Annotated in this window: 24 protein-coding genes and 1 pseudogene; 10 read left to right on the top strand and 15 right to left on the bottom strand. The window is 69.7% G+C overall.

Features of this window, described 5'->3' with window-relative positions; translation table 11 throughout:
- Positions 1-219 precede the first annotated feature (219 nt).
- The 8 genes and pseudogenes from QM772_RS04005 (at position 220) to QM772_RS03970 (ending at position 8,533) form a co-directional block, all read left to right on the top strand.
- Positions 220-1,455 (top strand): lipopolysaccharide biosynthesis protein, encoded by a 1,236-nt coding sequence (locus QM772_RS04005; protein WP_415134166.1) that lies wholly within the window; start codon positions 220-222, stop codon positions 1,453-1,455.
- The gene (locus QM772_RS04000) at positions 1,452-2,036 is read left to right on the top strand and encodes an acyltransferase (RefSeq protein WP_415134165.1); all 585 of its coding nucleotides are present in this window, start codon (positions 1,452-1,454) and stop codon (positions 2,034-2,036) included. The genes QM772_RS04005 and QM772_RS04000 overlap by 4 nt, the downstream gene beginning before the upstream one ends.
- Positions 2,033-2,989: pseudogene (locus QM772_RS03995) on the top strand (glycosyltransferase); the annotation flags it as partial. The gene QM772_RS04000 and the pseudogene QM772_RS03995, both read left to right, overlap by 4 nt.
- A 117-nt stretch (positions 2,990-3,106) precedes the next feature.
- The gene (locus tag QM772_RS03990) at positions 3,107-4,135 is read left to right on the top strand and encodes a glycosyltransferase family 2 protein (protein ID WP_415139451.1); all 1,029 of its coding nucleotides are present in this window, start codon (positions 3,107-3,109) and stop codon (positions 4,133-4,135) included.
- 1 nt (position 4,136) lies between these two features.
- Entirely contained in the window at positions 4,137-5,300 is a 1,164-nt protein-coding gene (locus tag QM772_RS03985; protein WP_415134164.1) for a DegT/DnrJ/EryC1/StrS family aminotransferase, read from the top strand.
- Positions 5,297-5,992 (top strand): methyltransferase domain-containing protein, encoded by a 696-nt coding sequence (locus QM772_RS03980; RefSeq protein ID WP_415134163.1) that lies wholly within the window; start codon positions 5,297-5,299, stop codon positions 5,990-5,992. The genes QM772_RS03985 and QM772_RS03980 overlap by 4 nt, the downstream gene beginning before the upstream one ends.
- Entirely contained in the window at positions 5,989-6,594 is a 606-nt protein-coding gene (locus tag QM772_RS03975) for a sugar transferase (protein ID WP_415134162.1), read from the top strand. The genes QM772_RS03980 and QM772_RS03975 overlap by 4 nt, the downstream gene beginning before the upstream one ends.
- A gap of 88 nt (positions 6,595-6,682) precedes the next feature.
- Positions 6,683-8,533, top strand: coding sequence for a polysaccharide biosynthesis protein (locus QM772_RS03970; RefSeq protein ID WP_415134161.1), 1,851 nt, complete (start codon positions 6,683-6,685; stop codon positions 8,531-8,533).
- Positions 8,534-8,683: 150 nt separating this feature from the next.
- Here the strand turns inward: QM772_RS03970 and QM772_RS03965 are convergent, their stop codons facing one another.
- The gene (locus tag QM772_RS03965) at positions 8,684-9,334 is read right to left on the bottom strand and encodes a hypothetical protein (protein ID WP_415134160.1); all 651 of its coding nucleotides are present in this window, start codon (positions 9,332-9,334) and stop codon (positions 8,684-8,686) included.
- A 386-nt stretch (positions 9,335-9,720) separates the two neighbouring features.
- Positions 9,721-10,371: an LON peptidase substrate-binding domain-containing protein gene (locus tag QM772_RS03960; protein ID WP_415134158.1), complete on the bottom strand. Its 651-nt coding sequence runs from the start codon at positions 10,369-10,371 to the stop codon at positions 9,721-9,723.
- Positions 10,372-10,397: 26 nt separating this feature from the next.
- Here QM772_RS03960 and QM772_RS03955 point away from each other — a divergent pair, with 26 nt between their 5' ends.
- Positions 10,398-10,967, top strand: a complete 570-nt coding sequence (locus QM772_RS03955; protein WP_415134157.1) for a YggT family protein — start codon at positions 10,398-10,400, stop codon at positions 10,965-10,967.
- A 9-nt stretch (positions 10,968-10,976) separates the two neighbouring features.
- Here the strand turns inward: QM772_RS03955 and accD are convergent, their stop codons facing one another.
- From accD to QM772_RS03890, 13 genes are all read right to left on the bottom strand, one after another.
- Positions 10,977-11,849 carry an acetyl-CoA carboxylase, carboxyltransferase subunit beta gene (accD, locus tag QM772_RS03950; RefSeq protein ID WP_415134156.1) on the bottom strand — a complete coding sequence of 291 codons (873 nt, stop codon included), beginning with the start codon at positions 11,847-11,849 and terminating at the stop codon, positions 10,977-10,979.
- 27 nt (positions 11,850-11,876) lie between these two features.
- Positions 11,877-12,686: a tryptophan synthase subunit alpha gene (gene trpA, locus QM772_RS03945; protein ID WP_415134155.1), complete on the bottom strand. Its 810-nt coding sequence runs from the start codon at positions 12,684-12,686 to the stop codon at positions 11,877-11,879.
- Entirely contained in the window at positions 12,683-13,948 is a 1,266-nt protein-coding gene (gene trpB, locus QM772_RS03940) for a tryptophan synthase subunit beta (RefSeq protein WP_415134154.1), read from the bottom strand. The genes trpA and trpB overlap by 4 nt, the downstream gene beginning before the upstream one ends.
- Positions 13,945-14,739 carry a phosphoribosylanthranilate isomerase gene (locus tag QM772_RS03935; RefSeq protein ID WP_415134153.1) on the bottom strand — a complete coding sequence of 265 codons (795 nt, stop codon included), beginning with the start codon at positions 14,737-14,739 and terminating at the stop codon, positions 13,945-13,947. The genes trpB and QM772_RS03935 overlap by 4 nt, the downstream gene beginning before the upstream one ends.
- Positions 14,736-15,518: a tRNA pseudouridine(38-40) synthase TruA gene (gene truA, locus QM772_RS03930; RefSeq protein WP_415134152.1), complete on the bottom strand. Its 783-nt coding sequence runs from the start codon at positions 15,516-15,518 to the stop codon at positions 14,736-14,738. The genes QM772_RS03935 and truA overlap by 4 nt, the downstream gene beginning before the upstream one ends.
- Positions 15,519-15,596: 78 nt before the next feature.
- Positions 15,597-18,266: a FimV/HubP family polar landmark protein gene (locus QM772_RS03925; protein WP_415134151.1), complete on the bottom strand. Its 2,670-nt coding sequence runs from the start codon at positions 18,264-18,266 to the stop codon at positions 15,597-15,599.
- 204 nt (positions 18,267-18,470) lie between these two features.
- A complete protein-coding gene (gene asd, locus QM772_RS03920) occupies positions 18,471-19,607 on the bottom strand; it encodes an aspartate-semialdehyde dehydrogenase (RefSeq protein WP_415134150.1) in 1,137 nt (378 codons plus the stop codon).
- 303 nt (positions 19,608-19,910) lie between these two features.
- Complete coding sequence (locus QM772_RS03915) at positions 19,911-20,612, bottom strand: haloacid dehalogenase type II (protein ID WP_415134149.1); 702 nt, start codon at positions 20,610-20,612, stop codon at positions 19,911-19,913.
- Positions 20,613-20,629: 17 nt separating this feature from the next.
- Positions 20,630-21,697, bottom strand: a complete 1,068-nt coding sequence (gene leuB / locus QM772_RS03910; RefSeq protein WP_415134148.1) for a 3-isopropylmalate dehydrogenase — start codon at positions 21,695-21,697, stop codon at positions 20,630-20,632.
- A gap of 82 nt (positions 21,698-21,779) precedes the next feature.
- Positions 21,780-22,436, bottom strand: coding sequence for a 3-isopropylmalate dehydratase small subunit (leuD, locus tag QM772_RS03905; protein ID WP_415134147.1), 657 nt, complete (start codon positions 22,434-22,436; stop codon positions 21,780-21,782).
- Between the two features lie 55 nt (positions 22,437-22,491).
- The gene (locus tag QM772_RS03900) at positions 22,492-22,683 is read right to left on the bottom strand and encodes an entericidin EcnAB (RefSeq protein ID WP_415134146.1); all 192 of its coding nucleotides are present in this window, start codon (positions 22,681-22,683) and stop codon (positions 22,492-22,494) included.
- A 63-nt stretch (positions 22,684-22,746) separates the two neighbouring features.
- Positions 22,747-24,198 (bottom strand): 3-isopropylmalate dehydratase large subunit, encoded by a 1,452-nt coding sequence (gene leuC / locus QM772_RS03895; protein WP_415139449.1) that lies wholly within the window; start codon positions 24,196-24,198, stop codon positions 22,747-22,749.
- Positions 24,199-24,228: 30 nt separating this feature from the next.
- Positions 24,229-25,164, bottom strand: a complete 936-nt coding sequence (locus QM772_RS03890) for a LysR substrate-binding domain-containing protein (RefSeq protein ID WP_415134145.1) — start codon at positions 25,162-25,164, stop codon at positions 24,229-24,231.
- A gap of 280 nt (positions 25,165-25,444) precedes the next feature.
- Here QM772_RS03890 and QM772_RS03885 point away from each other — a divergent pair, with 280 nt between their 5' ends.
- The gene (locus tag QM772_RS03885; protein WP_415134144.1) at positions 25,445-26,683 is read left to right on the top strand and encodes an MFS transporter; all 1,239 of its coding nucleotides are present in this window, start codon (positions 25,445-25,447) and stop codon (positions 26,681-26,683) included.
- The last annotated feature ends 20 nt before the right edge of the window (positions 26,684-26,703 follow it).

Genomic DNA, 26,703 nt, shown 5'->3' with positions numbered 1-26,703 from the left:
ATAATTCGCCCGCGCCCCGAGTCGATGGCAAAGCCCATCATTTTAGTTAGTCACAGCGCTCGCGCGCCATACGCATCGCATGAAACCCAAAGAGCCCGAAGGCCGCGAAGCAGGCCATGCCAGTGCACCCGTGGCCGGGGATCCCCCGGCCAGTGGGTGCGCCCCCTTGAGGGGGGGTGCCGGAACATCGCGCAGCGAGTGGAGCAACGGGGGTGGCATTTGACCCTTGCGCGCGCCACCCTCACGCTGCTGGCCGGCGGCGCGCTGGCGCAGCTCGTGCCGCTGCTGCTGGGGCCGTTCATCGCGCGCCTGTTCACGCCCGAGGCCATGGGCCTGTTCACCCAGTTCGCCACCATCGCCGCCGCGCTGGCCGTGGCCGCCAGCCTGCGCTACGAGCAGGCGCTGCCGCTGGCGCGCGATGAAAGCGAGGCGCGAGCGCTGCTGGCGCTGTCCGCGCGGCTGCTGGCGCTGGCGGTGGTGATTAGCGTGCCGCTGGCCTGGGTGCTGCACGCCGCCGGCTGGCTGCCGCTGCCCGCGCTGCTGCCGCTGGCCGTGGGGGCCGCCGGCGTGTTGCAGGTGCTGACGCTGTGGGCCAACCGGGCGCAGCGCTTCCAGGCCCTGGCCGCGAGCCGCGTGGTGCAGTACGGCGGCGGCGTGGCGCTGCAACTGGGGCTGGGCTGGGCGATGTGGCAGGGCGCCGCCGCCGGGCGCGAGGACGCCTGGGCGCTGGTGCTGGCGCCGCTGCTGGCGCAGGGGCTCGCCAGCTTGTGGCTGCTGCGCCCCGCGCCCGCGGGTGGCTGGCGCACGGTGATGGCGACCGGCCGCGCGGCGGTGCGCGAGGCCGCGCGCCGGCACAGGGACTTCGCCTGGGTCAACACGCCGCACGCCTTTCTGGGCACTTTGCAGGACGCGCTGGCCGTGGCCCTGCTGGTGGCCTGGTCGGGCGAGGCGGCGGCGGGCTTCTGGGGGCTGGCGCTGCGCTACCTGAAGGCGCCGGCCACGCTGGTGGGCAGCGCGGTATCGCAGGCGCTGTATCCGCGCCTGGCGGCGGCCGGGCCGGAGGAGGGGCGGCGCCTGGTGCGGCAGGTGATGGCGCTGCTGGGCGGCGTTGCGCTAGCGTTGATGGTGGTGCTGCTGGCTGCCGGGCCGTGGCTGTTCGAGCGCGTGTTCGGCGCACCCTGGCGCGAGGCGGGCGAGCTGGCGCGCGCGCTGGCACCGTACATCGCGGCGCACCTGGTCGCCTCGCCGCTGGCGGTGGTGACGATGGCGTGGCGCGCGCAGCGCTGGGCCTTCCGGCTGGCGGTGCTGGGGCAGGTGGCCTTCATCGCGGCGCTGGCCGTCGGTCTGTGGCAAGGCGGGCTGTTGGGCGGGGCCTGGGCGGTGTCGGCGGTGATGGTGCCGTACTTCGGCTGGTACTTCTGGCGGCTGGCGACGTGGAAGGAGGGCGCCGCATGACCGCGCTGCGCGCCGCCCTCAACCGCCTGCGCCGCCGGCTGTGGCGGCTGCTGTTCTTCCGCACGCTGTTCGGCGAGGCCAGCGGTGGCGCGCTGCGGCCGGCCACGCGGCTGTCGCCCACGGTGTGCATCGAACATGAAAGCGCGCTCGTGTTGGCCGACGACGTGTTCATCGGCCACTTCTGCTTCATCGAGGCCAGCGCCGGCGTGCGCATCGGGCGCGGCACGCAGGTGACCAACTTCGTCAGCATCGTCAGCCACAGCACGCACCGCGCGGTGCGGGTGGCGGCCGGACTGTCGGGCGCCAAGCTGGAGGTGGCCGTGCTGCGCGCGCCCATCGTCATCGGCGAGCGCTGCTTCATCGGCCCGCACAGCACCATAGAGGCCGGCACCACGCTGGGCCACGGCACGCTGGTGGCGGCGCACAGCCGCGTGCGCGGGCAGTTTCCGGACTTCGCCGTGCTGGCCGGCAGCCCGGCGCAGGTCGTCGGCGATACGCGCGAGGTGGACGAGCGCTGGTGGGTGGCGCATCCTGAGCTGCAAGAGGCGTATTGGTACTGGCGGCAAGGTCTGAGTTCGTGACGGCTCCCCATCTCTGCCTTCTAGGCGACGCCACCAGCGTGCACGTGCAGCGCTGGGCGCGCGAGATGCGCGCGCGCGGCTGGCGCGTGTCGCTGGTCACCGCGCGGCCCGCGCCCATCGAGGGCGCGGAGCAGATCGTGCTGAGCCCCGTGCGGCGCTCGCGCGACTGGCTGTGGCGCGCTGGCGCGGCGCGGCGCGCGCTGGCGCGGCTGCAACCGGACATCGTGCACGCGCATTACGTCACCTCCTACGGCTACCTGGCCGCGCGCGCCGGGCGGCAGCCGCTGGTGATGACAGCCTGGGGTACCGACCTGCTGGTCACGCCCCGGCGGAGCGCGCTGATGCGCTGGCTGACGGCCTGGACGCTGCGCCGCGCGCAGCTCGTAACGGGCGATTCGCAGGACCTGTTGGCCGTGTCGCAAGCCTTGGCGCCCGGCGTGCCGACGCAGCTCGTGCACTGGGGCGTGGAGCGCAGCCGCTTCGCGCCCGCGCCGTGGCCGCGCAAGCCCGCCTTTGATGCCGTGAGCCTGCGCAGCTGGGAGCCCAATTACCGCATCGACCTGATCGTGCGCGCCTTCGCCCAGGTGCGCGCCCGGCGGCCCGGCGCGCGCCTGCACCTGCTGGGCGGCGGCAGCCAGGAAGGGCTGCTGCGCACGCTGGTGGCCGACCTCGCGCTACAGAATTCAGTGCGGTTCCACGGCCGGCTCGACGACGCCGGCATGGCCGCCGTGCTGGCGGCAGCCAAGCTGTCGATCAGCGTGCCCGAGAGCGACGCCACCTCCGTCTCGGTGCTGGAAAGCATGGCCTGCGGTCTGGCCGTGATCGCCAGCGACCTGCCGGCCAACCGCGAATGGCTGGCGGCCGAGGCGCTGGTGCCGGCGGGAGACGAGGCCGCGCTCGCCGCGCGCTGGCTGGACCTGTTGCAGGACGACGCCCACGCGGCCGACCTGGGCGCGCGCAACGCCGAGCGCATCGCCCGGAACGGCGACCGCCGTGTGCAGATGGACGCCATGGACGCCGCCTACCGCCGTCTGTTGGCACAGGATGCGGCGAACCCGCCCCTGCCCGAGCTGGCCGCGCCGGGCGAGGCAAATCTGGTCAGCGTGATCGCCCCCTGCCGCAACGAGCTTGCTTACGTCGATGCCTTTTGCGACGCCGTGCTGGCGCAGCGCCTGCCCGAAGGCTGGCGCATGGAGGTGCTGGTGGCCGACGGCCTGAGCGACGACGGCACGCGCGAGCAGTTGGAAGCGCGCGCGGCCGGCGACGAGCGCCTGGTGGTGGTGGACAACCCGGGCCGCATCGTCTCCACCGGCCTCAACGCCTGCCTGCGGCGCGCACGCGGCGCGGTGCTGGTGCGCATGGATCTGCATACCGGCTTCGCGCCTGACTACGTAGCCGAATGCATCGACGCGCTGGCGCGTAGCGGTGCCGACAACGTAGGCGGTCCCTGGGTGGCGCGTGGGCAGGGCGCGATGAGCTGTGCCATCGCCGCCGCCTTCCAGTGCCGCTGGGTGGTGGGTGGCGCGCGCTCGCGCGATGCCGCCTACGAGGGCGAGGCCGACACCGTGTACCTGGGCGCATGGCCGCGCGCCACGCTGGCGCGTCTGGGTGGCTTCGACGAGACCCTGGTGCGCAACCAGGACGACGAACACAACCTGCGCCTGCGCCTGGCCGGCAGGCGCGTGTGGCAGAGCCCACGCATCCGCTCGTGGTACGCCCCGCGCGATGCATTGGCACCCCTGTTCCGCCAGCAGTTCCAGTACGGCTACTGGCGGCCGTTCGTCATGCGCAAGCATGGGCAGCCGGGTTCGCTGCGGCAGCTCGTTCCCATGGTTTTCGTGGCTGCTTGCGCTTTATCGGTGCTGGCTGCGCCGTTGTTTTCTTTTCCATTCGTCGCGCTGCTGGTGGCGTATGCGCTGTACCTGGTCTTCGCATCGTGCGCGGCGGCCCGGCAGGCACGCGACGCCGGCACGCTGCTCCGCCTGCCGGCCGTGATCGCCGCCTACCACTTCGGCTACGGCCTGGGCACCTGGCGCGGCCTGTGGGATCTGCTGCGCGGGTGCCGCGTCACAGGGGCCTCGGCGAAAATCACCCGCTGACATGACTGACACCTCCCCTGCTTTCATCCCCTTCGCCCGCCCCGACATCGGCGACGACGAGATCGCCGCCGTCACGCGCGCGCTGCGCTCCAGCTGGGTGACCACGGGGCCGGAGACACGCGCCTTCGAGCAGGAATTCGCCGACTACCTGGGCGGCAACCTGCACGCCATCGCCGTCAACTCCGCCACCGCCGGCCTGCACCTGGCGCTGGAGGCCATCGGCATCCAGCCGGGCGACGAGGTGATCGCGCCCACGCTCACCTTCACCGCGACGGTGGAAGTGGCGCGCTACCTGAGCGCCGACGCGAAGCTGGTGGACGTCGATCCGGTCACGCTCAATATCGACCCGGCGCGCATGGAAGCGGCCATCACGCCGCGTACCAAGGCCATCCTGCCCGTGCACTACGGCGGCCTGGCCTGCGACATGGACGCGATCTTCGCCATCGCCCGCCGCCACGGTGTACAGGTGGTGGAGGACGCGGCACATGCGCTGCCTGCTACGCATCAAGGAGCGCCTATCGGCCAATTGGCGAGCGCTGCGACCGTCTTCAGCTTCTACGCCAACAAGACCATGACCACCGGCGAGGGCGGCATGGTGGTCACGCGCGACGAACAGCTGGCCGCGCGCATGAAGGTGATGCGCCTGCACGGCATCAGCCGCGACGCCTTCGACCGCTTCACCAGCCGCACGCCCGCGTGGTACTACGAGATCGTCGCACCCGGCTTCAAATACAACCTGACCGACCCGGCCGCCGCACTGGGCCGCGTGCAGCTCACGCGCCTGCCGGCCTTCTTGCAGCGCCGCCAGCAACTGGCCGCGCGCTACCTCGCTGAACTGAAAGACCTGCCGCTGGTACTGCCTGCCGACGCGCCCGCTGGCGAGGTGCACGCCTGGCACCTGTTCGTGCTGCGCCTGTCCGACGAGGCCACGGTGACGCGCGACGAAGTGATCCAGTCACTGTCGGATGCCGGCATCGGCACCAGCGTGCACTACGTGCCGCTGCACCGTCAGCCCTACTGGCGCGATCGCTATGGGCTGACGCCCGAGCAGTTTCCGGTCGCCGAAGCCGCGTACCAGCGCATGTTCAGCATTCCACTGTTCACGGCGATGAGTGACGACGAGCAGGGGCGCGTGATCGCGGCGCTGAAGGACGCCGTTCGGTGATCGTTCCGCCGGCAGCCGCCTGCTTCGGCTGGAGCGCGCGGGCCTGGGCGCGGCCGTGGACGCAGTTCGTGCGCAGCCGGCCGGGCATGCGTTTCAACACCGGGCTGGAGATCGGCGCCGGCCCGCGCTCGTCGCTGGCGCCGCTGATGCTGGCCTTCACCGAGCGGGTGGAGTGCTCGGCCTTCGATGCGGCGCAGCTGCCCGCCATCCAGGCGCTGAACGCGCGCCTACTGCCGCCCGCGCAGGCCGCGCGCATCGCGTACACGCGGCAGGACGTGCGCGCGCCGCAGGGCCGCTGGGACGTGATCGTGCTCAAGTCCGTGCTGGGCGGCGTGCACCGCGTGCACGACTCGCGGCTGATGGACGTGCATGCCACGCTGGCGCGCCTCGCCGCGCAGCACCTGAACCCCGGCGGTCTGCTGGTCACGCTGGACAACGGCCGCACGGCGCTGGAGCCGCTGTTGGCGCGCCTGGGCGCGCGGCGCAACGGCTGGCGCTTCTTCCGGCGCGAGGACTTTCCGCCGGCCGAGGCGCGCTTTTCCTTCGGCGTGCTCGGCGTCGCGTCGGCCGCCACGCGCCTGGGCGCCTTGGGCGCGCGCATCGACGACGCGCTGTACCTGGCCGACCGGCTGCTGTCGCCGCTGGCTCGCCAGCATGCGGTGCATCTGCACGTGTACCGGGCTGCGTCATGAGTTCAGACCTCGCCAAGCGCGCGCTGGACCTCGGCCTCACGCTGGCCGCGCTGCCGCTGGCGCTGCCGCTGATGGCCGCCATCGCACTGTGGGTGCGGCTGGATTCGCCCGGCCCCGCGCTGTTCAGGCAGGAGCGCGTGGGGCGGGGCGGTCGGCCGTTCTGCATCCACAAGTTCCGCACCATGCGCGCGGACGGTGCGGGGCCGCAGGTGACGGCGGCGGGCGACGCGCGCGTGACCCGCGCCGGCCGCTGGCTGCGCCGCACCAAGCTGGATGAGCTGCCGCAGCTCATCGACGTGCTGAAGGGCGACATGAGCCTGGTCGGCCCGCGCCCCGAGGTGCCGCGCTTCATGGCGCTGTACCCTGACGAGGCGCGCCGGCGCATCCTCTCCGTGCGGCCGGGCATCACCGACCGCGCGGCGATCGAGTTCCGCGACGAGGAGCGGTTGCTGGCCACCGCCGACGATCCCGAGCGCATCTACGTCGAGCAGGTCATGCCGGCGAAGCAGCGCCACTACCTCGATTACGTGGCGCATCACTCGGTGGCAAGCGATTTGCGCATCCTGCTCGACACGCTGCGCGCCATCGCAGGGCGGCCATGAATTACAAGCAAAATAGGGCTCCAGCGCTCGTCCATCAAGCGCCAGCAGCTATGAATACCGTAGTAAACCGCCTCATGCGGAGGCCCGCATGCTGACCGCCCTGCGCCGCAGCCTGGCCAGCAAGAGCTGGCTGGTCGATCTGCCGCTGATCGCGCTGGCCTGGTGGGCGGCGTTCTGGCTGCGCTTCAACCTGGGGCTGCCGCACCCGTACTTCGAGCACGCGGTACAGACCACGTCCATCGCGCTGTCGTGCATGGCGCTCGGCCTGGCGTTGGCGCGCGTGCCGCGCCAGTCGTGGCGCTACGTCAGCCTGTCCGACCTGCGGCAACTGGCGGGCGGCGTGGCGCTGGGCGCCGTGCTGACCACCGCCGTGGTGATGGGCCTGCGCATCGAGGGTTTTCCGCGCTCGGTGTTCCTCATCAGCGCGCCGCTGGTGCTGGTGCTGCTGGCCGGCGCGCGCGCCGCCTGGCGCACGCTGGTGGAGCAGGCGCACACGCGCGCGCAGGCGCAGCCCGGCGCGGCGCCGCCGCAGCCGCTCTTGATCGTCGGCACGCTGGAGGAGGCCGACCAGGCGCTGCGCACGCTCAAGGGCGTGGCTGGCTGGCGCGTGGCGGGCGTGGTGTCGCCGCACACGCCGGACCAGGGTCGCACGCTGCAAGGCGTGCACGTGCTGGGCGCGCCCGATGAGCTGGCCCGCATCGCTGCCGCGCACCACGTGGGCACCGTGCTGCTGGCCAGCGCCCCCGGCGCGCCGCTGCGGCGCGAGATCATGCTGCGCTGGGCCGGCGCCGGCCTGAACCTGCTCACCCTGCCCACCGCCGACGAGCTGCTGCGCCCCGGCGCCGCGCCCGCCCCGCGCGAGGTGCGGCTGGAAGACCTGCTGGGCCGCGCGCCGGTGCAGCTCGACGACGCCGGCCTCTCCGCGCTGCTGCGCGGCCAGACCGTGCTGGTGACGGGCGCGGGCGGTTCCATCGGCGCCGAGCTGTGCCGCCAGGTGGCGCGCTTCGGCCCGGCGCGGCTGGTGTGTGTCGATGTGTCGGAATACGCCACCTACGCGCTGGAGCAGGATCTGCGGCGCAGCCACCCCGCGCTGCCCGCCGCCTACTACACCGCCAGCGTGCGCGAGCCCGACCGCCTGCGCGCCCTGATGCGCGCGCACCGGCCCGGCGTGGTGCTGCACGCCGCCGCCTACAAGCACGTGCCGCTGATGGAGGCGCACAACGAGATCGAGGCGCTGCGCACCAACGTGCTGGGCACGCTGCACGCCGCGCGCGCGGCGGGCGAGGCGGGCGCGGCGCGCTTCGTGCTGGTCTCCACCGACAAGGCCGTGAACCCCACCAGCGTGATGGGCGCCAGCAAGCGGTTGGCCGAGCAGGTGGTGCAGGCGGTGGCGCTGGAGCACCCGGGCACGCAGGTCGTGTCGGTGCGCTTCGGCAACGTGCTGGGCTCCAGCGGCTCGGTGGTGCCGCTGTTCCGCGCGCAGATCGAGCAGGGCGGGCCGGTCACCGTCACGCACCCGGAGATCGTGCGCTACTTCATGACCATCCCGGAGGCGGCGCAACTGGTGCTGCAAGCGGGGCTGATGGGCCGCTCGGGCCAGATCTTCGTGCTGGACATGGGCGAGCCGGTGAAGATCGCCGACCTGGCGCGCCTGCTGATCCGCCTCTCGGGCAAGGCCGAGCAGGACGTGCCCATCGCCTTCACCGGCCTGCGCCCGGGCGAGAAGCTGTATGAGGAACTGCTGGCCGACGACGAGACCACCGAGCCCACGCCGCACCCCAAGCTGCGCGTGGCCAAGGTGCCCGGGGCGGCGGCCGACGCGGCGGTGGTCATCACCGCGTGGATCGATTCGCTGGGCGCCGCGCCCGGCGCCGCTGCGGTGCGCGAGGGGTTGCGGCGGCGTGTGCCGGAGTACCGGCCGCAGCCCGGGGAGTCATAGCCGGGGTGGCTACTTAGTCTTCACTCGATTGAGGTATGACCGCCATTCCGATCTTCACGGCAACCAAGAAGAAAACTAGAGGTTCGTGGGCGGCACCCAGCCCAAGCTGACATTTGCAGGGATGAGATGCCGCCCGTATAAGAAATATCCTTACATAGGAGTGATGCAACAGCATGGCACGGATGCACTGCCATCGCAACAAAAGAATACTTGACAGCAATATATATATCTGTCTCCACAGTATTCATCGCAGCAACCTGGCACGTTATTGAGTGTACTCAAGCCTGACAGAATTTCATTTGGAGAGAACCCGGGGCAGGATCGTGGTTCCGGTATTTTCCCATATTTTGAAATTATTTGATCTTCGTTCACACCTTCCGCACTAAAAGAAATTGAAATTTGCCCGGGATTATTTGCCTCCTTCGAGGAGTATTCCATGATTCCAGAACCACCCTTTGCAACGACCATCTCGAAGTTACGAAGTAACTTCCATTCATCTGTAGCGTCATCTGGAATATAGATGGAACCTTTCAGACCAACGGTTTCTTTAAAGCTTCCGATAGGTCCTCGGTTATCTGCGGTGTATTTTAGTTTTGCAGTTGAGCCATCATCTAATTTCTTATATATAGTTGCCTCTCTTCCGCTCTCGACCACGGCTGAGTGTTTCATATTCACGATTTGCGCGGAAATATCTAAATTCACCTTCAGGTACTTGTCGCTCTGAGCATGTACTGAGCCTATACATAAAAATGATAGACCTAAGAAAATGGTGGAAAAATAGCGTCGAACTTGCTCAAGCATCGTCAATCTCCTATGAAAGAGAATGGGGCCCGGTCTAGGGCTGGTGGGCCGTCCGGCGTTTGCAGAGCTTGCAGCCGCCAACGTTGTGCCTCTCCGTGCCCGGAACCCATCGGGTGGCATGGATGTGGCGGCGGCTGTATCCACGGTTCGCGGGTGGCGCGAACTGGGTTGATTCTAGTCTTGCGGATGACGAACGGTACTGAGTAACCCTACCAGTTGGAGTGATGCCCCAATAAGGCCCCAGCGCGCGCCTGACAAGCGCCAGCAGCTATCAAAATCGTAGTTCTGTTTGACTGAGCGATCGAGAGAACGACGAATGACTACCCGGCTGCGACGGGGTATGACAGATAACCAGACAAGTCATCTGTCATTGAAGCGCAGCGAAGTCATTTGTCATTGGTGCCGGAATCGATGCCGGTCTTGGCCAGCAGGTCCGCCACCAGCTCCAGCCGCAGCAGCGGGTTGTCCAGCGCCATCAGGCGGTGGCGGATGCCCACCGGCAGCGGCAGCAGCTCGCACCAGCGGTTGGCGACCCAGGCGCAGTCGTCGTAGCGCGCCTCGGCCTCGGGCGGGATCGGCGCCGCGGGCGAGCGGCTGCGCAGGTTCTCGTGCACCTGCCGCAGGGCCTGCGCGGCGTGGCGCAGGTGCTGGGGCACGGCCACCGCCGGGTCGTGCGGCAGCAGGGTGACGTCGGCCACCCACAGGCCGTTCTTCAGGCGGCTGGCGTGGCCGGTGCGAAAGCGCTGCTCGCCCTGGCACCGCACCAGCAGCAGGCCGGCCTGCGGCTGCTCCAGGTGCGTGACGCGGGCCAGCGTGCCCACGGGCTCCAGCTGCTCGTCGGGCGCGCCGGCCACGCGCACCTCGCTGCCCTGCGCCAGTGCCACCACGCCGAAGGGCGCGCCGGCGCGGTGGCACTTGCCGATCATGTCGAGGTAGCGCACTTCGAACACCCGCAGCGGCAGCACGCCGCCCGGGAACAGGACGGTGCCGAGCGGGAACAGGGGCAGGGAGCTGAGGGTGAGCAGGGGATCGGTCATGATGGCGCGGCTATCATCGCACGCCCATGCTCTATCAAATCCTGGCCTTCTTGCTGGAAGTGGCGGTCACCCTGACCGGGGGCGCCTGCCTGCTGCGCCTGTACATGCGCTGGCAGCGCCTGCCCATGGGCAACCCCGTGGGGCGCCTGGTGCAGGCGCTGTCGGACTGGCTGGTGCTGCCGCTGCAACGCCTGATCCCGCCGCGCGGCGGGCTGGACGCGGCCAGCCTGCTGGCGGCGTGGCTGCTCAAGCTGGCGCAATACGCCGTGCTGCTGGCGTTGCTGGGGCTTTCCGGCTGGGCCGCGCTGCCGCTGGCGGCGCTGCTGGGCGTGGCGCGGCTGGCGGTGTCGGTGGCGACGGCGGTGGTCATCATCGCGGCCGTGCTGTCGTGGATGCAGAACCGAACGGTGGCGCGCGACGTGGTCGAGCGCCTGTGTCAGCCGCTGCTGGCGCCGGTGCGCAAGCGGCTGCCGCTGGTGGGCGGGGTGGACCTGTCGCCGCTGGTGGTGATCGTGGCGCTGCAGGTGCTGAGTATCGTGCTCGGCTCGCTGCAAGCCGGGCTGCTGGGCGGCGGCGCCGTGCTGGGCGCCGCCTGACCCCATCCGTTATTGCACCGCGTCGGCCGGTTGGCGTTGCAGCATCGCCAGCACGCTGGCGATCTTGGCGCGCAGCTCGCGCCGGTCGCAGATGAAGTCCACCGCGCCCTTGGTCTGCAGGAATTCGGCGCGCTGGAAGCCTTCGGGCAGCTTCACGCGCACGGTGTTCTCGATCACGCGCGGGCCGGCGAAGCCGATCAGCGCCTTGGGCTCGGCGATCACCAAGTCGCCCACGAAGGCGAAGCCGGCGGAGACGCCGCCCATGGTCGGGTCGGTCAGCACACTGACGTAGGGCAGGCCCTTCTTGGCCAGGCGGGTGAGGGCGGCATTGGTCTTGGCCATCTGCATCAGCGACAGCAGGCCCTCCTGCATGCGCGCGCCGCCGGTGGCGGTGAAGCAGATGAAGGGCACCTTCTGCTCGATGGCGGTCTCGACCCCGCGCACGAAGCGCTCGCCCACCACGCTGCCCATCGAGCCGCCCATGAAGTCGAACTCGAACGCCGCCGCCACCACGCTGATGGAGTGCACCGCGCCACCCATGACGACTAGCGCGTCGGTCTCGCCGGTGTCCTCCAGCGCCTCCTTCAGGCGCTCGGGGTACTTGCGGCTGTCCTTGAACTTCAGCGCATCGACCGGCACCACCTCCTGCCCGATCTCGTAACGGCCTTCGCCGTCGAGGAACACATTCAGCCGCGCGCGCGCGCCGATGCGGTGGTGGTGGCCGCAGTGCGGGCAGACGTTCTGGTTCTGCTCCAGGTCGGTCTTGTACAGCACCGTCTCGCATTCGGGGCACTTGATCCACAGGCCCTCGGGCATCTGCCGGCGCTCGGCGGCGTCGGACTTCTGGATCTTGGGGGGCAGGAGTTTTTCGAGCCAGCTCATGCGTTGCTCCTTGAGTGATAGCGTCGATTATGCGTCCAGCGCGGCGCGGATCGGGCGCAGGAAGTCCATCGCGGCGGCGGCCACGCGCTCGTGCGGCTGCTCCTCGATCACCTGGATCAGCCGGCTGCCGATGACCACGGCGTCGGCCACCTGGCCGATGGCCCTGGCCGTCTCGGCGTCGCGGATGCCGAAGCCCACGCCGACAGGGATGTGCACGTGCTGGCGGATGCGCGGCAGCATGGCCTCGACTTCAGTCGTATTCAGCGTGCCCGAGCCGGTGACGCCCTTGAGCGACACGTAGTACACGTAGCCGCTGGCGACCTCGGCCACCTGCCGCATGCGCTGCTCGGTGCTGGTGGGCGCCAGCAGGAAGATCAGGTCCATGCCGTTCGCCTTTAGCTTGGACGCGAACTCGCGGCATTCCTCGGGCGGGTAGTCGACGATCAGCACGCCGTCCACGCCGGCCGCGGCGGCGTCGCGCACGAAGGCATCCGCGCCGTGCTGCTGGTCGTAGCGCTCGACGGGGTTGGCGTAGCCCATCAGCACTACGGGCGTCTTGTCGTCTTTCTGGCGGAAGGCGCGCACCATGGCCAGCACCTGTGCCAGGCCGATGCCCAGCGCCAGCGCGCGGTCGCCGGCCTTCTGGATCACCGGGCCGTCGGCGCTGGGGTCGGAGAAGGGCACGCCCAGCTCGATGATGTCGGCGCCGGCCTGCACCATGCCGTGCATCAGCGTGGGCGTGATGTCGGCGTAGGGGAAGCCGGCGGTGACGTAGGGGATCAGCGCCTTGCGGCCCTGGGCCTTCAGCGCGTCGAGAGTGGCGGTGATGCGGCTCATGCCTTGGCCCCCTTCACGACGTGGCCGCGCATGGAGGGGCGGTCGTAGAAGTCGGCGCCATCCAGATCGGCCACGGTGCCGATGTCCTTGTCGCCCCGGCCCGACAGGCACACCAGGATGGACTGGTCGGGCCGCATGGTCGGCGCCAGCTTCATGGCGTGGGCAAAAGCGTGGCTGGATTCCAGCGCCGGGATGATGCCCTCGGCACGGCACAGGTGGTGGAAGGCGGCCAGCGCCTCGGCGTCGGTGGCGCCGACGTATTCGGCGCGGCCGATGTCCTTGAGCCAGGCGTGCTCGGGGCCCACGCCGGGGTAGTCCAGGCCGGCCGAGATGCTGTGCGTCTCGGTGATCTGGCCGTTGGCGTCTTGCAGCACGTAGGTGCGGTTGCCGTGCAGCACGCCGCTGCTGCCGCGTTGCAGGCTGGCGGAGTGCTTACCGCTGTCCAGCCCCTGGCCGGCGGCCTCGACGCCGATCAGGCGCGTCTTCTCGTGCGGGATGTAGGGGTAGAAGATGCCCATGGCGTTGCTGCCGCCGCCCACGCAGGCGATGACGGCGTCGGGCTGCGCTGTGGCGATGCCTTGCGCGGCCAGCATCTCGGGCATCTGCGCCAGGCATTCGGTGCCGATCACGCTCTGGAAGTCGCGCACCATCATCGGGTAGGGGTGCGGGCCGGCCACGGTGCCGATGATGTAGAAGGTGTTGTCCACGTTGGCCACCCAGTCGCGCATGGCCTCGTTCAGCGCGTCCTTCAGCGTCCTGCTGCCCGATTCGACGGGCACCACGGTGGCGCCCAGCAGCTTCATGCGGTAGACGTTGGGGCTCTGGCGCTTGACGTCCTCGCTGCCCATGTAGACCACGCATTCCAGCCCGTAGCGGGCGCAGATGGTGGCGGTGGCCACGCCGTGCTGGCCGGCGCCGGTCTCGGCGATGATGCGCGGCTTGCCCATGCGCTTGGCGAGCATGGCCTGGCCGATGACGTTGTTGATCTTGTGCGCGCCGGTGTGGTTGAGGTCTTCGCGCTTCAGGTAGATCTGCGCGCCGCCCAACTCGCGGCTGGTGCGCGCGGCGTGATAGACGGGCGAGGGGCGGCCCACGTAGTGCGCCAACTCATACTGGAATTCAGCCAGGAATGCCGGGTCATGCTGGTACCTGGCGTAGGCATCCTTCAGCTCGTTGATGGCGTAGGTCAGCGTCTCGCTGACGAAGCTGCCGCCGTAGCGGCCGAAATGCCCGGATGCATCGGGCTGGTGGTAGTCGGTCATGGTGAAAGGGATCCTGCAAACAGCTCGTCGGCCGCGCGTACGGCGGCCACGAAGCGGGTGATCTTGTCGGCGTCCTTGATGCCCTTCAGCAGTTTGCCGTCAGGGCCTTCGGCTTCGACGCCGGAGGAAACGTCAACCGCGAGCGAGCACCCGCGGCCACGCAAGGCGCGCAGACCCTCGCCCACGTTTGCAGGTGTGAGCCCACCAGACAAGACGAGGTGAGCGGGAACGTTTGGTGGTAGCCGTGACCAATCGAATGTCTTTCCGCCGCCGCCGAATCCGTCGACGAGCGCGTCGAGCAGGATGGCCTGGGCCGAATCAAAGTCGCGTGCGAATTTTACCAAGTCGAACGGTGTGGCGGTCTGCATCGGAATGCGCGCGGCGCGCCAGTAGGGGCGCGTGCAGCGGCGGGCCGCGGCGGCGCAGTCAACCGGCGATTCGTCACCATGAAATTGCAGCGTAGCGCCCGCCACCATTGCACTGGTAGCTTCTATATTTGTAGCATCGGCGTTCACGAACAGCAGCACCGGCGTGACCATGGCCGGAAGCCGGCGGGCTAATTCGGCGGCGCGTGCCGGCGTGACGTGGCGCGGGCTCTTGGGATAGAGCACGAAACCGATCGCGTCGGCACCGGCTGCCACGGCGGCGTCCACGTCCTGCTCACGGGTGAGGCCGCAGATCTTGATGCGGGTGCGGGCTACCCCGCCGCCGGGCCGCCCCAAGGCGGGGTGAGCCCCCTCGGGGAGCAGCGAACCTCGCGCAGCGGAGAGCGTGGGGGCTTGTTTCTTCATGGCAGCCCATCATAGGCCGCGGTGCGCTCCGGCAAGCCCCAGCGCGGGTCGTACACCGGGCCGAGGAAATACAAGCCGTCGGGCGCAAAGGTGGGTGCAGCGGCATCGCGGTCACGCGCCGCCAGCACCTCGGCCATCCAATCCGGCGGCTGCAAGCCCTGACCGACCTGCAGCAGGCAACCCATGAGGTTGCGGATCATGTGGTGCAGGAAGGCATCGGCCTCGAAGTCGAAGCGCCAGTAGGCACCCTTGCGGATGATGTCGATGCGGCGCAGCTGCTTGACGGGCGAGAGGGCCTGGCAGGCACTGGCGCGGAACGAAGTGAAGTCGTGCTGGCCGATCAGGTGCCGGACGGCGGCGCGCATGGCCTCGCCGTCGAGCGGCCTGAACGTCCAGCCGACCCGGCCCGCTTCCACGCTGGGCCGCACGGGCGATTCCAGCACCACGTAGGCGTAGCGGCGGGCGAGGGCGCTGGCGCGCGCGTGGAAGTCGTCCGGCACGGGCTGGGCCCACTGCACGGCGATGTCGGCCGGCAGGAAGCGGTTGGTGCCACGCACCCATGAAAAGGGCTCGCGCGCGAGTTCGGTGTCGAAATGCACCACCTGCATCAGTCCGTGGACGCCGGCGTCGGTGCGGCCGGCACAGAGCGTGGTCACCGGGGTGGTGGTGAAACGGGCCAGGGCGTCTTCCAGCCGGTCCTGCACCGTGCAGCCGGAGGGCTGGCTCTGCCAGCCCTGGTAGGCGGTGCCGAGGTAGCTGAGGCCGAGGGCGATTCTCACGGCGCTATTGTCGTGCGGTCGGGCCCAAAGAAAACCGGCGCCGCAGGGGCGCCGGTCACGAGGGGCGAAGAGGGGGCGTCAGCCCAGTTCGGCCAGGAAGCGCTCCGCGCGCGCCTTGAGCGCGCCCGAGGCCTCGGCGATGACTTCCTTCACCAGGCTGCGCGCGCCGTCGGTGTCGCCGATGGCGTGGAATTCCTGCGCCAGCGCCAGCTTGGTACCGATGGGGTCGTCGTCGGCGTCGGGCGATTGCTCGGTCTGCAGTTCGCCGCCGGAGCGCGAATCAGGGTCGACCGACAGCGCGGCCATGTCGAACTCGATCATGCCGGAGTTCTCGCCCGCCTTCGGTGTTGCCGGTGCGGCAGCGAGCGGGGGGCGGGTTTCGGGGCCCAGTTCGGACGGCGGGGCGAAATCCATGTCCAGATCCGAATCCACCGGGCGGCTGGCTGGCGCGGAGGACAAGGGAACTGCGTCCGAGGCGCGCACGGGGGCGTCCTCCAGGCCCAGGTCCAGATCGAGGTCGATGGGGGCGCTCACCGGCGCGGCCGCGGCGGCCGCCGTCGCAGCACTGGCGGCGGCGGGGCCGGCGCCACGCACGGGGGCGTCGTCCAGATCCAGGTTGACGTCCAGCGGGATGCTGCTGCTGCGCTTTTTGTCCAGCAACTGCGCGGTCTGCGGCTCGGTGTCGGCGCCGAAGCTGCCGCGCACCGGTACCGGAGCGGTGCGCGCCACTGGCGCGCCACCGGGCTTGTAGAGCTGGTTGCCGGGGTCGAGCTCGCTGCCCAAGGCCGTGATGGCCAGCCAGTCCGGGCCTTCGCCTCCCGTCACATCGTAGGCATCCACCGCGAGGGATTCCAGCGCTCGGACATCGCGGCGCTTGGCGTAGATCTCGGCCAGCTTGCGGTGAATGGAGATGCGGCCCGGGTGCGTGCGCAGGGCTTCCTTGAGGATTTCCTCGGCCTGCATATCGCGGCCGTAGGCCAGGTACACGTCGGCCTCGGCCACCGGATCGACGTCGCCCGCCGCGTCGAGCTGGCTGGGCGAATACGCCATCGACGAGTTGCCGGTGCCGGTGGTTTCGCGCGTGTTCACGCGCTGGCCGCCGCTGGCGCCGAAGAACGAATCGGGTTGCAGGCGGCTTTCGATGAAGGAGCTGTCCAGCGGCGCGGCTTCCTTCTTGCGCTGACGCGAACGGTAGACCCCATAGCCGGCCAGCAGCGCCAGCAGGCCCGCGCCGGCGATCGGCAGCAGGGGGTTTTCCGTCAGCGAATCCAGGAAGCTGGGCTCCGCCACGGGAGCGGGCGGGGGCGCGGGGACCGGCGCCGGCACGATGACGGGGGCCGACGCGATGGGCGCCGGTTCGGAAGCCGCGGCTGCGGCAGCCGATGCAGCGGCCTCACCGGCCGAAGCTGCTGCGGCAGCCGCGGACGCGGCGTCGGCCGCCACCGTGGCGGCTGCTTCGGCACCGGATGCCGTGCCGGCTGGCGCCGCAGCGGGTGCGGCCGATGCGGCCTCGGTGGCGGGTGCGGCGGTGGGTGGCGGGGGCGCTGTGGTGCCGGGCGCGGTGCCCGTGGGCACGCCGATGCCCGGCGCCGAGGCTGCGGCGGCCGCGCCTGAGGCGGATTGAATGCGCGCCAGGTCGCTGATGTTCTTGTTCAATTCGGCCACGCGGCCGGCCTGTTCCTGGGCCTGGCGCGACTGGGCGGTGGCCGACTCGGCGCCGGTGGGTGCGCCGCCGCGCGACAGCGTCAGGCGATCCTGGCTGGGCGCGGGCGCACGGCTTTCCTGGACCTGCGTCTGCACGCTGCCCGAGGCACTGCGGCTGGCGGATGCCACAGGGGTGTCGCGCACGTTCTGGGCCACGCCACGGCGGTAGGCGTTGAAGTCGCGCGCCTGCGCGACCACTGCGCGCCGGGCTGCCTGGCGCGAAACGGCGCTGGCCTGCTCGGCGGTCGGCATGTTCAGCACGACTCCGGTCCGCATGCGGTTCACGTTGCCGCCGACGAAGGCCTGGGGGTTGGCGCGCAGCAGGGCGATCAGCATCTGGTCGAGCGACACGCCTTCCGCCGCGTGCGCACTGACGATGCCGTAGGCGGTGTCGCCGCGCTGGACGGTGACTTGCGTGCCGTCGCCGCTGGGCGCGGGCGCCGCTGGCGCGGCGCGGCGGGCGGCGGGGCGCGCCGCTTCGGCCGGCTGCGGCGCCGGGCGGCGCGCTTCGCCGGCGGGCGCCTGCACCACGGGCGGCGTGGCCTGCGGCCGCGTGACCGCCACCGGGGGCGGCGCGGCGCGGCCGGGCGGATCGACCAGCATGGTGTAGTCGCGCACGATGCTGCCACCGGCCCAGTTGGCCTGGATCACCACGCCGAGGAAGGGTTCGTTGATGGGGCGCTCGCCCGCCACGCGCAGATAGGCTTCGCCGTTGGCGCGGCGGTGCAGGGTGACGCGCGCGCCGGCCAAGGCCTGGGTGTATTCGACGCCTGCGGCGCGAAAGGCTTGCGGCGATGCCACGCTGGCCTGGAAGCTGGCGGCTTCTTCGGACGATATCTGCGGTACCTCGATCTCGGCCCGCAGCGGTTCGCCCAGGGCCGAACGCACCGTCACCGCGCCGAGGGCCACGGCCTGCGCGTTGAAGCTGGCGCCCAGCAGGGCCAGCGCTGCGGCGGCGGCCAAAGCGGAGGCTTTCCAGGGCTGGCGGCTCATGCCTGTGAAGTCGATCGATCCCTCCGGGATCTGGGCGGTCTTGTTGTGCATAGATGATGGGGCCAGGCCAAACCTCGCCGGAACGAATTTGAAAATCGACATTAACATCAACAAATTAGGCTGACAAGCTGAGACACTGGTTAAGTATCTTCACAAGTTGGCGTCTGGCCGGAATCTGTTCGTGCCATGTTGCCTGGTGACAACGGGCGGCACCCTTTTCGAAGGGGTCGCCCGTAGTTCGTTCGGGGTCTCGATTCAAGCCTCGAGCAGGATGCGCAGCATGCGCCGCAGCGGCTCGGCCGCGCCCCACAGCAACTGGTCGCCGATGGTAAACGCGCCGACGTACTCGGGGCCCATGGCCAGTTTGCGGATGCGGCCGACGGGGATGTCGAGCGTGCCGGTCACGGCCACCGGCGTCAGGTCGCGCATGGTGGCCTCGCGGGTGTTGGGCACCACCTTGGCCCAGGGGTTGTCGGCGGCGATGAGGGCCTCGATGTCGGCCACCGGCACGTCCTTGTTCAGCTTGAAGGTCAGCGCCTGGCTGTGGCAGCGCATGGCGCCGATGCGCACGCAGAAGCCGTCCACCGGGATCGGCGCCGAGCCGAAGCCTTCGCCCAGGCCGAGGATCTTGTTGGTTTCGGCCATGCCCTTCCATTCTTCGCGGCTGACGCCGTTGCCCAGGTCCTTGTCGATCCAGGGGATCAGCGAGCCGCCCAGCGGCACGCCGAAGTTGGCGGTCTCGTCGGCGCCGAGCGCGCGTTGCTTGGCGATGACCTTGCGGTCGATCTCGAGGATGGCGCTCTTGGGGTCGGCCAGCAGGTCGCGCACCTCGGCGTTGAGGGTGCCGAACTGCGTCAGCAACTCGCGCATGTGCTGCGCGCCGCCGCCGCTGGCGGCCTGGTAGGTCTGCGTGCTCATCCACTCGACCAGGCCGGCCTTGTAGAGCGCGCCCACGCCCATCAGCATGCAGCTCACGGTGCAGTTGCCGCCGATCCAGTCGGTGCCGCCCTTGGCCAGGGCGTTCTTGATGACGGGCATGTTCACCGGGTCGAGCACGATGACGGCGTTGTCCTTCATGCGCAGGGCGCTGGCGGCGTCGATCCAGTGGCCTTTCCAGCCGGCGGCGCGCAGCTTGGGATAGACCTCGTTGGTGTAGTCGCCGCCCTGGCAGGTGATGATGACGTCGCACTTGGACAGCGCGGCGATGTCGGTGGCGTCCTTGAGGGTCTTCTCGTTCCTGGCCATGGCGGGCGCGGGGCCGCCGGCGTTGCTGGTGGAGAAGAACACGGGCTCGATCAGGTCGAAGTCGCCCTCGGCCTGCATGCGGTCCATCAGGACAGAGCCCACCATGCCGCGCCATCCGACGAGGCCTACAACGTTGCCGACTTTCATGTGCTTTCGCGCCTTTCAAACAAAGTGAATCTGTCTGGCCTGCCGGGCTCGTCTGGCTCCGGAGGCGGCGCGCACGACGAACCCAGGCTGGTCAGCCTTTTTGGGTGATCGTGGTCTTGGAGGTGATGCGCGCGCCAACGCCCGGCGCGGCGGCCGGGGCGGGGAGATCGGAGCGATCAGGCGCGTTCATGGGGCGAGATTTTAGCGCAGCGCACGGGTGCGGCCGGAGGCTGTGGGTTTTTGAATGAAATGGGCCTCCAGCGCTCGCCAGACAAGCGCTGGCAGCTATGGAAGAAATAGCAATCACACGCCGAGCTGCTGCGCCAGGTGAAGGAAGTCGCGCGCGTGCAGCGTGTTGTCGGCATGGGGCGACACGTCCTTCGGGTGGGCGGCGCCGAACTCCAGCGGCCGCTCGACGTAGGCCGTTTGCAGGCCGCAGGCGCGCGCGGCGGCCAGGTCGTCGTGGTGGGCGGCGACCAGCATCACGTCGATGGGGGCGATGTCGAACACGTCGGCCGCGCCCTGGTAGACGGCCGCATCGGGCTTGTAGGCGCGGAACACCTCGGCCGAGAGCACGCAGTCCCAGGGCAGGCCGGCGTGCTTGGCCATGTCGGTGAGCAGGCCGATGTTGCCGTTGGACAGCGTGGTGAGCGTGTAGCGCGTCTTCAGGCGCGACAGGCCCTCGACCACGTCCGGCCAGGCATTGAGGCGGTGCCACACGCGGTTGAGGTGGCGGCGCTCGTTCTCGGCCAGGCCGTCGAGGCCGAAGCGGGGCAGCAGGTCGTCGAGGATCAGGCGGTGCAGCTCGTCGATGCGCGTCCAGCCCAGCTCGCCGGCGCGCACGCGCTGCATGGCTGGCTGGTAGCCCTCGCGCCAGGCCAGGGCGAAGGCGTCGCCGTCGACCTGCGGGTACAGCACCGCCATCTCGGCAACGATGGAACTGTGCCAGTCCACGACGGTGCCGAACACGTCGAAGGCGAGGACCTTGGGGGCGGGCTGGGCCACGGCGGCGCGGCGGTTCTCTACAGCACCTTGACCACCGCCTCACCCATCTCGCGCGTGCCCACCTTGGTGGTGCCTTCGCTGTGGATGTCGGGCGTGCGCAGCCCTTGCGCCAGCACCCTCCTGACGGCGGCTTCGATGCGGTCGGCGGCCTCGGGCTGGTTCAGGCTGAAGCGCAGCATCATCGCGGCGCTGAGGATGGTGGCCAGCGGGTTGGCCACGCCCTTGCCGGCGATGTCGGGCGCGCTGCCGTGGCTGGGCTCGTACAGGCCCTGCTTTTTGTCGTTCAGCGAAGCCGAAGGCAGCATGCCGATGGAGCCGGTGAGCATGGAGGCTTCGTCGCTGAGGATGTCGCCGAACATGTTGCCGGTGACGATCACGTCGAACGCCTTGGGGGCCTTGACGAGCTGCATGGCGGCGTTGTCGACGTACATGTGTTCCAGCGTCACGTCGGGGTAGTCCTTGTGGACTTCGGTGACCACGTCCTTCCAGAACTGGAAGGTCTCCAGCACGTTGGCCTTGTCGACGCTGGTGACCTTCTTGCCGCGCTTGCGCGCGGCGTCGAAGGCGACGCGGGCGATGCGCTCGATCTCGGGCCGGCTGTAGCGCATGGTGTCGAAGGCTTCCTCGGTGCCGGGGAAGTGGCCGTCGACGGCCGTGCGCTTGCCGCGCGGCTGGCCGAAGTAGATGTCGCCCGTCAGCTCGCGGATGATGAGGATGTCCAGGCCCGCCACCAGTTCGGGCTTGAGGCTGGAGGCGTGCGTGAGCTGCTCGTAGCAGATGGCCGGGCGGAAGTTGGCGAACAGGCCCAGGTGCTTGCGCAGGCCCAGGATGGCCTGCTCGGGGCGCAGCGGGCGGTCGAGCTTGTCGTACTTCCAGTCGCCGACGGCGCCGAAGAGCACGGCGTCGGCGGCCTGCGCGAGCTTGAGCGTGGCCTCGGGCAGCGGGTGGCCGTGCCTGTCGTAGGCGGTGCCGCCGACGTCGGCGTGCTCCAGCTCGAACTTCAGGTCCAGGCGCTGGAGCACCTTGACGGCCTCGGCCACGATCTCGGTGCCGATGCCGTCACCGGGGAGAACTGCGATCTTCATGTTGCTTGCTTTTATTTTGATAGCTGCCAGCGTTTGTCTGGCAAGCGCTGGAGGCCGATTTGGCTATTAAACGGCCGGCCGCTCAGGCGACCGTGTTCACGGTATGCGCGAGCCAGGGCTTGCTGGCCAGGCGGTTGGCCTCGAAAGCCTTGATCTTGTCGCGGTGGCGCAGCGTGAGGCCGATGTCGTCGAAGCCGCCCAGCAGGCAGTACTTGCGGAAGGGCTGCACGTCGAAGGCGATCTCGCCGCCGTCCGGCTTGACGACGGTTTGGCGCTCCAGGTCGATGGTGAGCTGGTAGCCGGGGAAGGCCGCCACCTCGTCGAACAGCTTGGCCACGGTGCTCTCGGGCAGCACGATGGGCAGCAGGCCGTTCTTGAAGCAGTTGTTGAAGAAGATGTCGGCGTAGCTCGGCGCGATCAGCGCGCGGATGCCGTACTGTTGGATGGCCCAGGGCGCGTGCTCGCGGCTGGAGCCGCAGCCGAAGTTCCGGCGCGCCAGCAGGATCGAGGCGCCCTGGTAGCGCGGCTGGTTCAGCACGAAGTCCGGGTTGGGCTTGCGCGTGGCCGGATCCATGCCTGGCTCGCCCTTGTCGAGGTAGCGCCACTCGTCGAACAGGTTGGGGCCGAAGCCCGTGCGCTTGATCGACTTGAGGAACTGCTTGGGGATGATGGCGTCGGTATCGACGTTCTCGCGGTCCATGGGGGCGACGAGCCCCTGGTGTACGGTGAATTTTTCCATGCTGCCTTTTCCGATCGCCATCCTCGGCGCACCGCCAGGGGTACGCCGGGCTGGCTTACTTGCCGACTTCCTTGACCTTCTCGCCTGCCTTGTTCAGGCCATCGCCGGCCTTGTCGAGGCCGGTGCCCACGGCGTGGGTGACGGTGCCGCCGACCTGCTTGGCATCCGTCTTGGCGCCTTGCCAGGTGTTGCAGCCGCCCAGGGCGAGTGCGGCGGCGGCCAGCAGCAGCGAAAGCGTGCTTTTCATGAGGGTCTCCTTGGTTGCGAATGCAGAGGATTCAGAGCGTAGCAAACCGGGCCGCCGCGCGCGTCAGACAAAACGCCGAACGTCGACGAAATGCCCGTGCACCGCCGCCGCCGCCGCCATGGCGGGGCTGACGAGGTGGGTGCGGCCGCCGTTGCCCTGGCGGCCTTCGAAGTTGCGGTTGCTGGTGGAGGCGCAGCGTTCGCCGGGCTCCAGGCGGTCGGCGTTCATGGCCAGGCACATGCTGCATCCGGGCTCGCGCCACTCGAAGCCGGCGGCGGTGAAGACCTTGTCCAGCCCCTCGGCCTCGGCCTGCCGCTTCACCAGGCCCGAGCCGGGCACCACCATCGCCAGCTTCACGCCCGGCGCCACGCGCAGGCCCAGCCGCTTGACGATGGCGGCGGCCTCGCGCATGTCCTCGATGCGGCTGTTGGTGCAGCTGCCGATGAACACCTTGTCCACGGCGATGTCGTCCATCGCCTTGTTGGGCGTGAGGCCCATGTAGGTCAGGGCGCGCTCGATGGCGCCGCGCTTGCTGGGGTCTTTCTCCTTGTCGGGGTCGGGCACGCGGCCGTCGATGCCCAGCACCATCTCGGGGCTGGTGCCCCAGGTGACCTGCGGCACGATCTGGGCGGCGTCCAGTTCCACCACGGTGTCGAACTTCGCGCCGGGGTCGGAGAACAGCGTCTTCCAGTAGGCCGCGGCCTGGTCCCACTCGGGGCCGCCGGCGAAGCGGCCGGTGGCGGCGTCGGTGCCCGGGGCCAGCAGGCGGCCCTTGACGTACTCGATGGTCTTGTCGTCCACGGCCACCAGCCCGGCGCGGGCGCCGGCCTCGATGGCCATGTTGCACACCGTCATGCGGCCTTCCATGCTGAGCGCGCGGATGGCGTCGCCGGCGAACTCGATCGTGTAGCCGGTGCCGCCGGCCGTGCCGATGCGACCGATGATGGCCAGCACGATGTCCTTGGCGGTCACGCCGGGCGCGGCCTGGCCGTTGACCCGCACCAGCATGTTCTTTGCCTTCTTGGCCAGCAGCGTCTGCGTGGCCAGCACGTGCTCGACCTCGCTGGTGCCGATGCCGTGCGCCAGCGCGCCGAAGGCGCCGTGGGTGCTGGTGTGGCTGTCGCCGCAGACCACCGTCATGCCCGGCAGGGTGGCGCCGTTCTCGGGGCCGATCACGTGCACGATGCCCTGGCGCTGGTGCAGGAAGGGGAAGAAGGCGGCGGCGCCGTTGGCCCGGATGTTGGCGTCCAGCGTGGTGACCTGCTCCTTGCTGATGGGGTCGTCGATGCCGTCGTAGCCGCGCTCCCAGCCGGTGGTGGGCGTGTTGTGGTCGGCCGTGGCGACGACCGAGCTGACGCGCCAGACCTTGCGGCCGGCCTGGCGCAAGCCCTCGTAGGCCTGCGGGCTGGTGACTTCGTGCACCAGGTGGCGGTCGATGTAGAGCACGGCGGTGCCGTCCTCCTCGGTGTGGACGACGTGCTCGTCCCAGATCTTGTCGTAGAGGGTTCTGGCGATCATGGCGTGGGCCTTCGTGGGGTGCGGATTTTATGCCCGCAGGTGCTCGACCAGCGAGCGGGCGGTGAGGGGCAGGGTGTCGAAGTCGCGCGCGATCAGGCTGATCTGGCGCGCGGCCCAGTCGTCGGCCAGCGGGACGGCGCGCAGCCGGCCGCTGCCGCGCATCGACTCGAACGCGCCCAGCGGCATGACGCCGACGCCCAGGCCGTTGTCGATCATGCGGCACATGGCGTCCAGCCCGGTCACGCGGATGCGCAGGCGGATGGCGCGGCCGGCACGCGCCGCCGCCTGGTGCATGGCCAGTGCGATCGAGCTGTTGGCGTGCAGGCCGACGTGGTCCTCGTCCAGCGATTCTTCAAATTTGATAGCTGCCAGCGCAGACAGGGCGTGCGCTGCGGGCACAATCAATGCCAAACGATCGGTGCGGTAGGGCCGCGCCTGAAGCGCCTCGCCGCCGAGGGCCAGCGCGCTGGCGTTGCAGATGCCCAGGTCGGCGGCGCCCTCGCGCACGGCGCGCACCACGTCGCCCGAGAGTTGCTCCTGCAGGTCGATCTTCACGCTGGGGTACTGGCGCACGAAGCTGCCCAGGTCTTCGGGCAGGAACTGCACGATGGCCGAGATGCTGGCGTGCACGCGCACGTGGCCGCGCACGCCGTCGGCGTATTCGGACAGCTCGCTCTGCATCTGCTCCAGCCCGAACAGCACCGCGCGCGCGTGGTGCAGCAGGCTCTGGCCCGCCGGCGTCAGATCGACCCCGCGCGCGTGGCGGTAGAGCAGGGCGGTGCCCAGGCCGGCTTCCAGGTCGGACAGGCGCCTGCTGACGGCAGAGGCGGCGATGAACTCGCGCTCGGCCGCGCGGCCGATGCTGCCCGTTTCGCAGACGGCCACGAACAACTGCAGCGACGTCAGGTCGATGCGGCGGGCGAAGCTGCGTTCGGAAGGTGGAAATGGGGCGGTGCTGGTCATCGCAATCAGAGATGGCGAAAAGCGATTTTCCTTATATTTGATGTAGTTTGACATCTTGAATGGCGATGAGTGCCTTGCCTGTCCGGATATGCAAGGAAAAGCGGCGTCAGCGCCCGATGGGCGGGCGCATCCAGCTATGTAATTGATAGAGCTGCTACCGCCTCGGTAGGCCGGCGGCTCGTGGGCCGGCTTCACATGTCCGCAAATGGCGAGACGCCCACGTTCGCACTTGACACACTGCGCGCGATTCGTGCGGTGCTCGCGCTGCAGAACTGCCTGCATGTCGATGATCAACCCGCTGCCTCCCGCCTTCCCTCCGCTGGCCTGGTCCAATCTGGCCGCGCAATCGGCCGAGCAATTGAGTCTGGCCGCCGCGCCGCTGATCGCCGTGCTGGCCCTGAACGCCGGCGCGGACGAGATCGGCCTGCTGACGGCCATGCAGACTTTGCCCTTCCTGTTGCTGTCGATGCCGCTGGGCGTGCTGGCCGACCGAGTTTCCCGGCAGCGCCTGATGCGCTGGGGCGAAGGATTGCGCCTGCTGTCGCTGGTGGCCATGCTGGTGCTCCTGTGGTCGTCATCACTGACCCTGGCCCGGCTGGCCGTGCTGGGCTTCGTGGGGGCGTTGGGGACGGTCGGCTTCAGCGTGGCCGCGCCGGGCCTGGTGTCCGCGCTGGTGCCGCGCGAGTTGCTGGCGCGGGCCAACGGCCGCCTGGAACTGGCCCGCAGCGCTGCCTTCGCCGCTGGCCCGGCAGTGGCGGGCGCGCTCGTGTCCTGGGCGGGCGCTGCGTCGGCCTTCGTGCTGGCGGCGCTGCTGTCGGCCAGCGCCATCGCGTTGCTGCTCCGGCTGAATGTCCCTGCTTCCGCCCGGGCGGCCGCGCGGCGGCATCCGCTGCGCGAGGTGGCCGACGGCGCCGCCTTCGTCTGGCGGGACGCGCTGCTGCGCCCCATCCTGCTGACGGGCGTGGTCTTCAACCTGTCGTGGTTCGTACTGCAGACCGTCTATGTGCCCTATGCCATTCGTACGCTGGGGCTGGACGCTGCCGCCGTCGGCGCCACCCTGGCATGGTATGGCGTCGGCATGATCGTGGGCGCGCTGCTCACGCCTCGTCTGGTAGCCGCGCTGCCGCTGGGGCAGGCTATCCAGATCGGCCCGCTGTGCGGCATGCTGGCCGCCGCCTTCCTGGCCGCGACGCTGATCTTTCCCCGCGCCTGGCTGGCCGGACTGAGCTACTTCCTGTTGGGCAGCGGGCCGATGGTCTGGACGATCACGACCGCCACACTGCGCCAGAACATGACACCCGATGCCATGCTGGGCCGCGTGTCGGCCGTGTTTCTGACGGTCAACGCGGGCGCCCGCCCCGTGGGCGCCGCTCTCGGCGGGCTGGCGGGGGCACGCTGGGGGGAGCCGGCTTGCTTGCTGCTGGCGCTGACAGGGTTCATGTTGCAGGCGTTGCTGATCCTGGGTGCGCGTAGCGTGCGCGCCTTGCGGCAGCCACCTGCGCAGGTGCGGGCGGCATGAATGAAAAACCCGCCACGCGG

Origin of the sequence: Ottowia sp., assembly GCF_047601385.1 — a bacterium.
GTDB lineage: Bacteria > Pseudomonadota > Gammaproteobacteria > Burkholderiales > Burkholderiaceae_C > Ottowia.
This window is presented reverse-complemented; position numbering and strand designations above follow the sequence as displayed.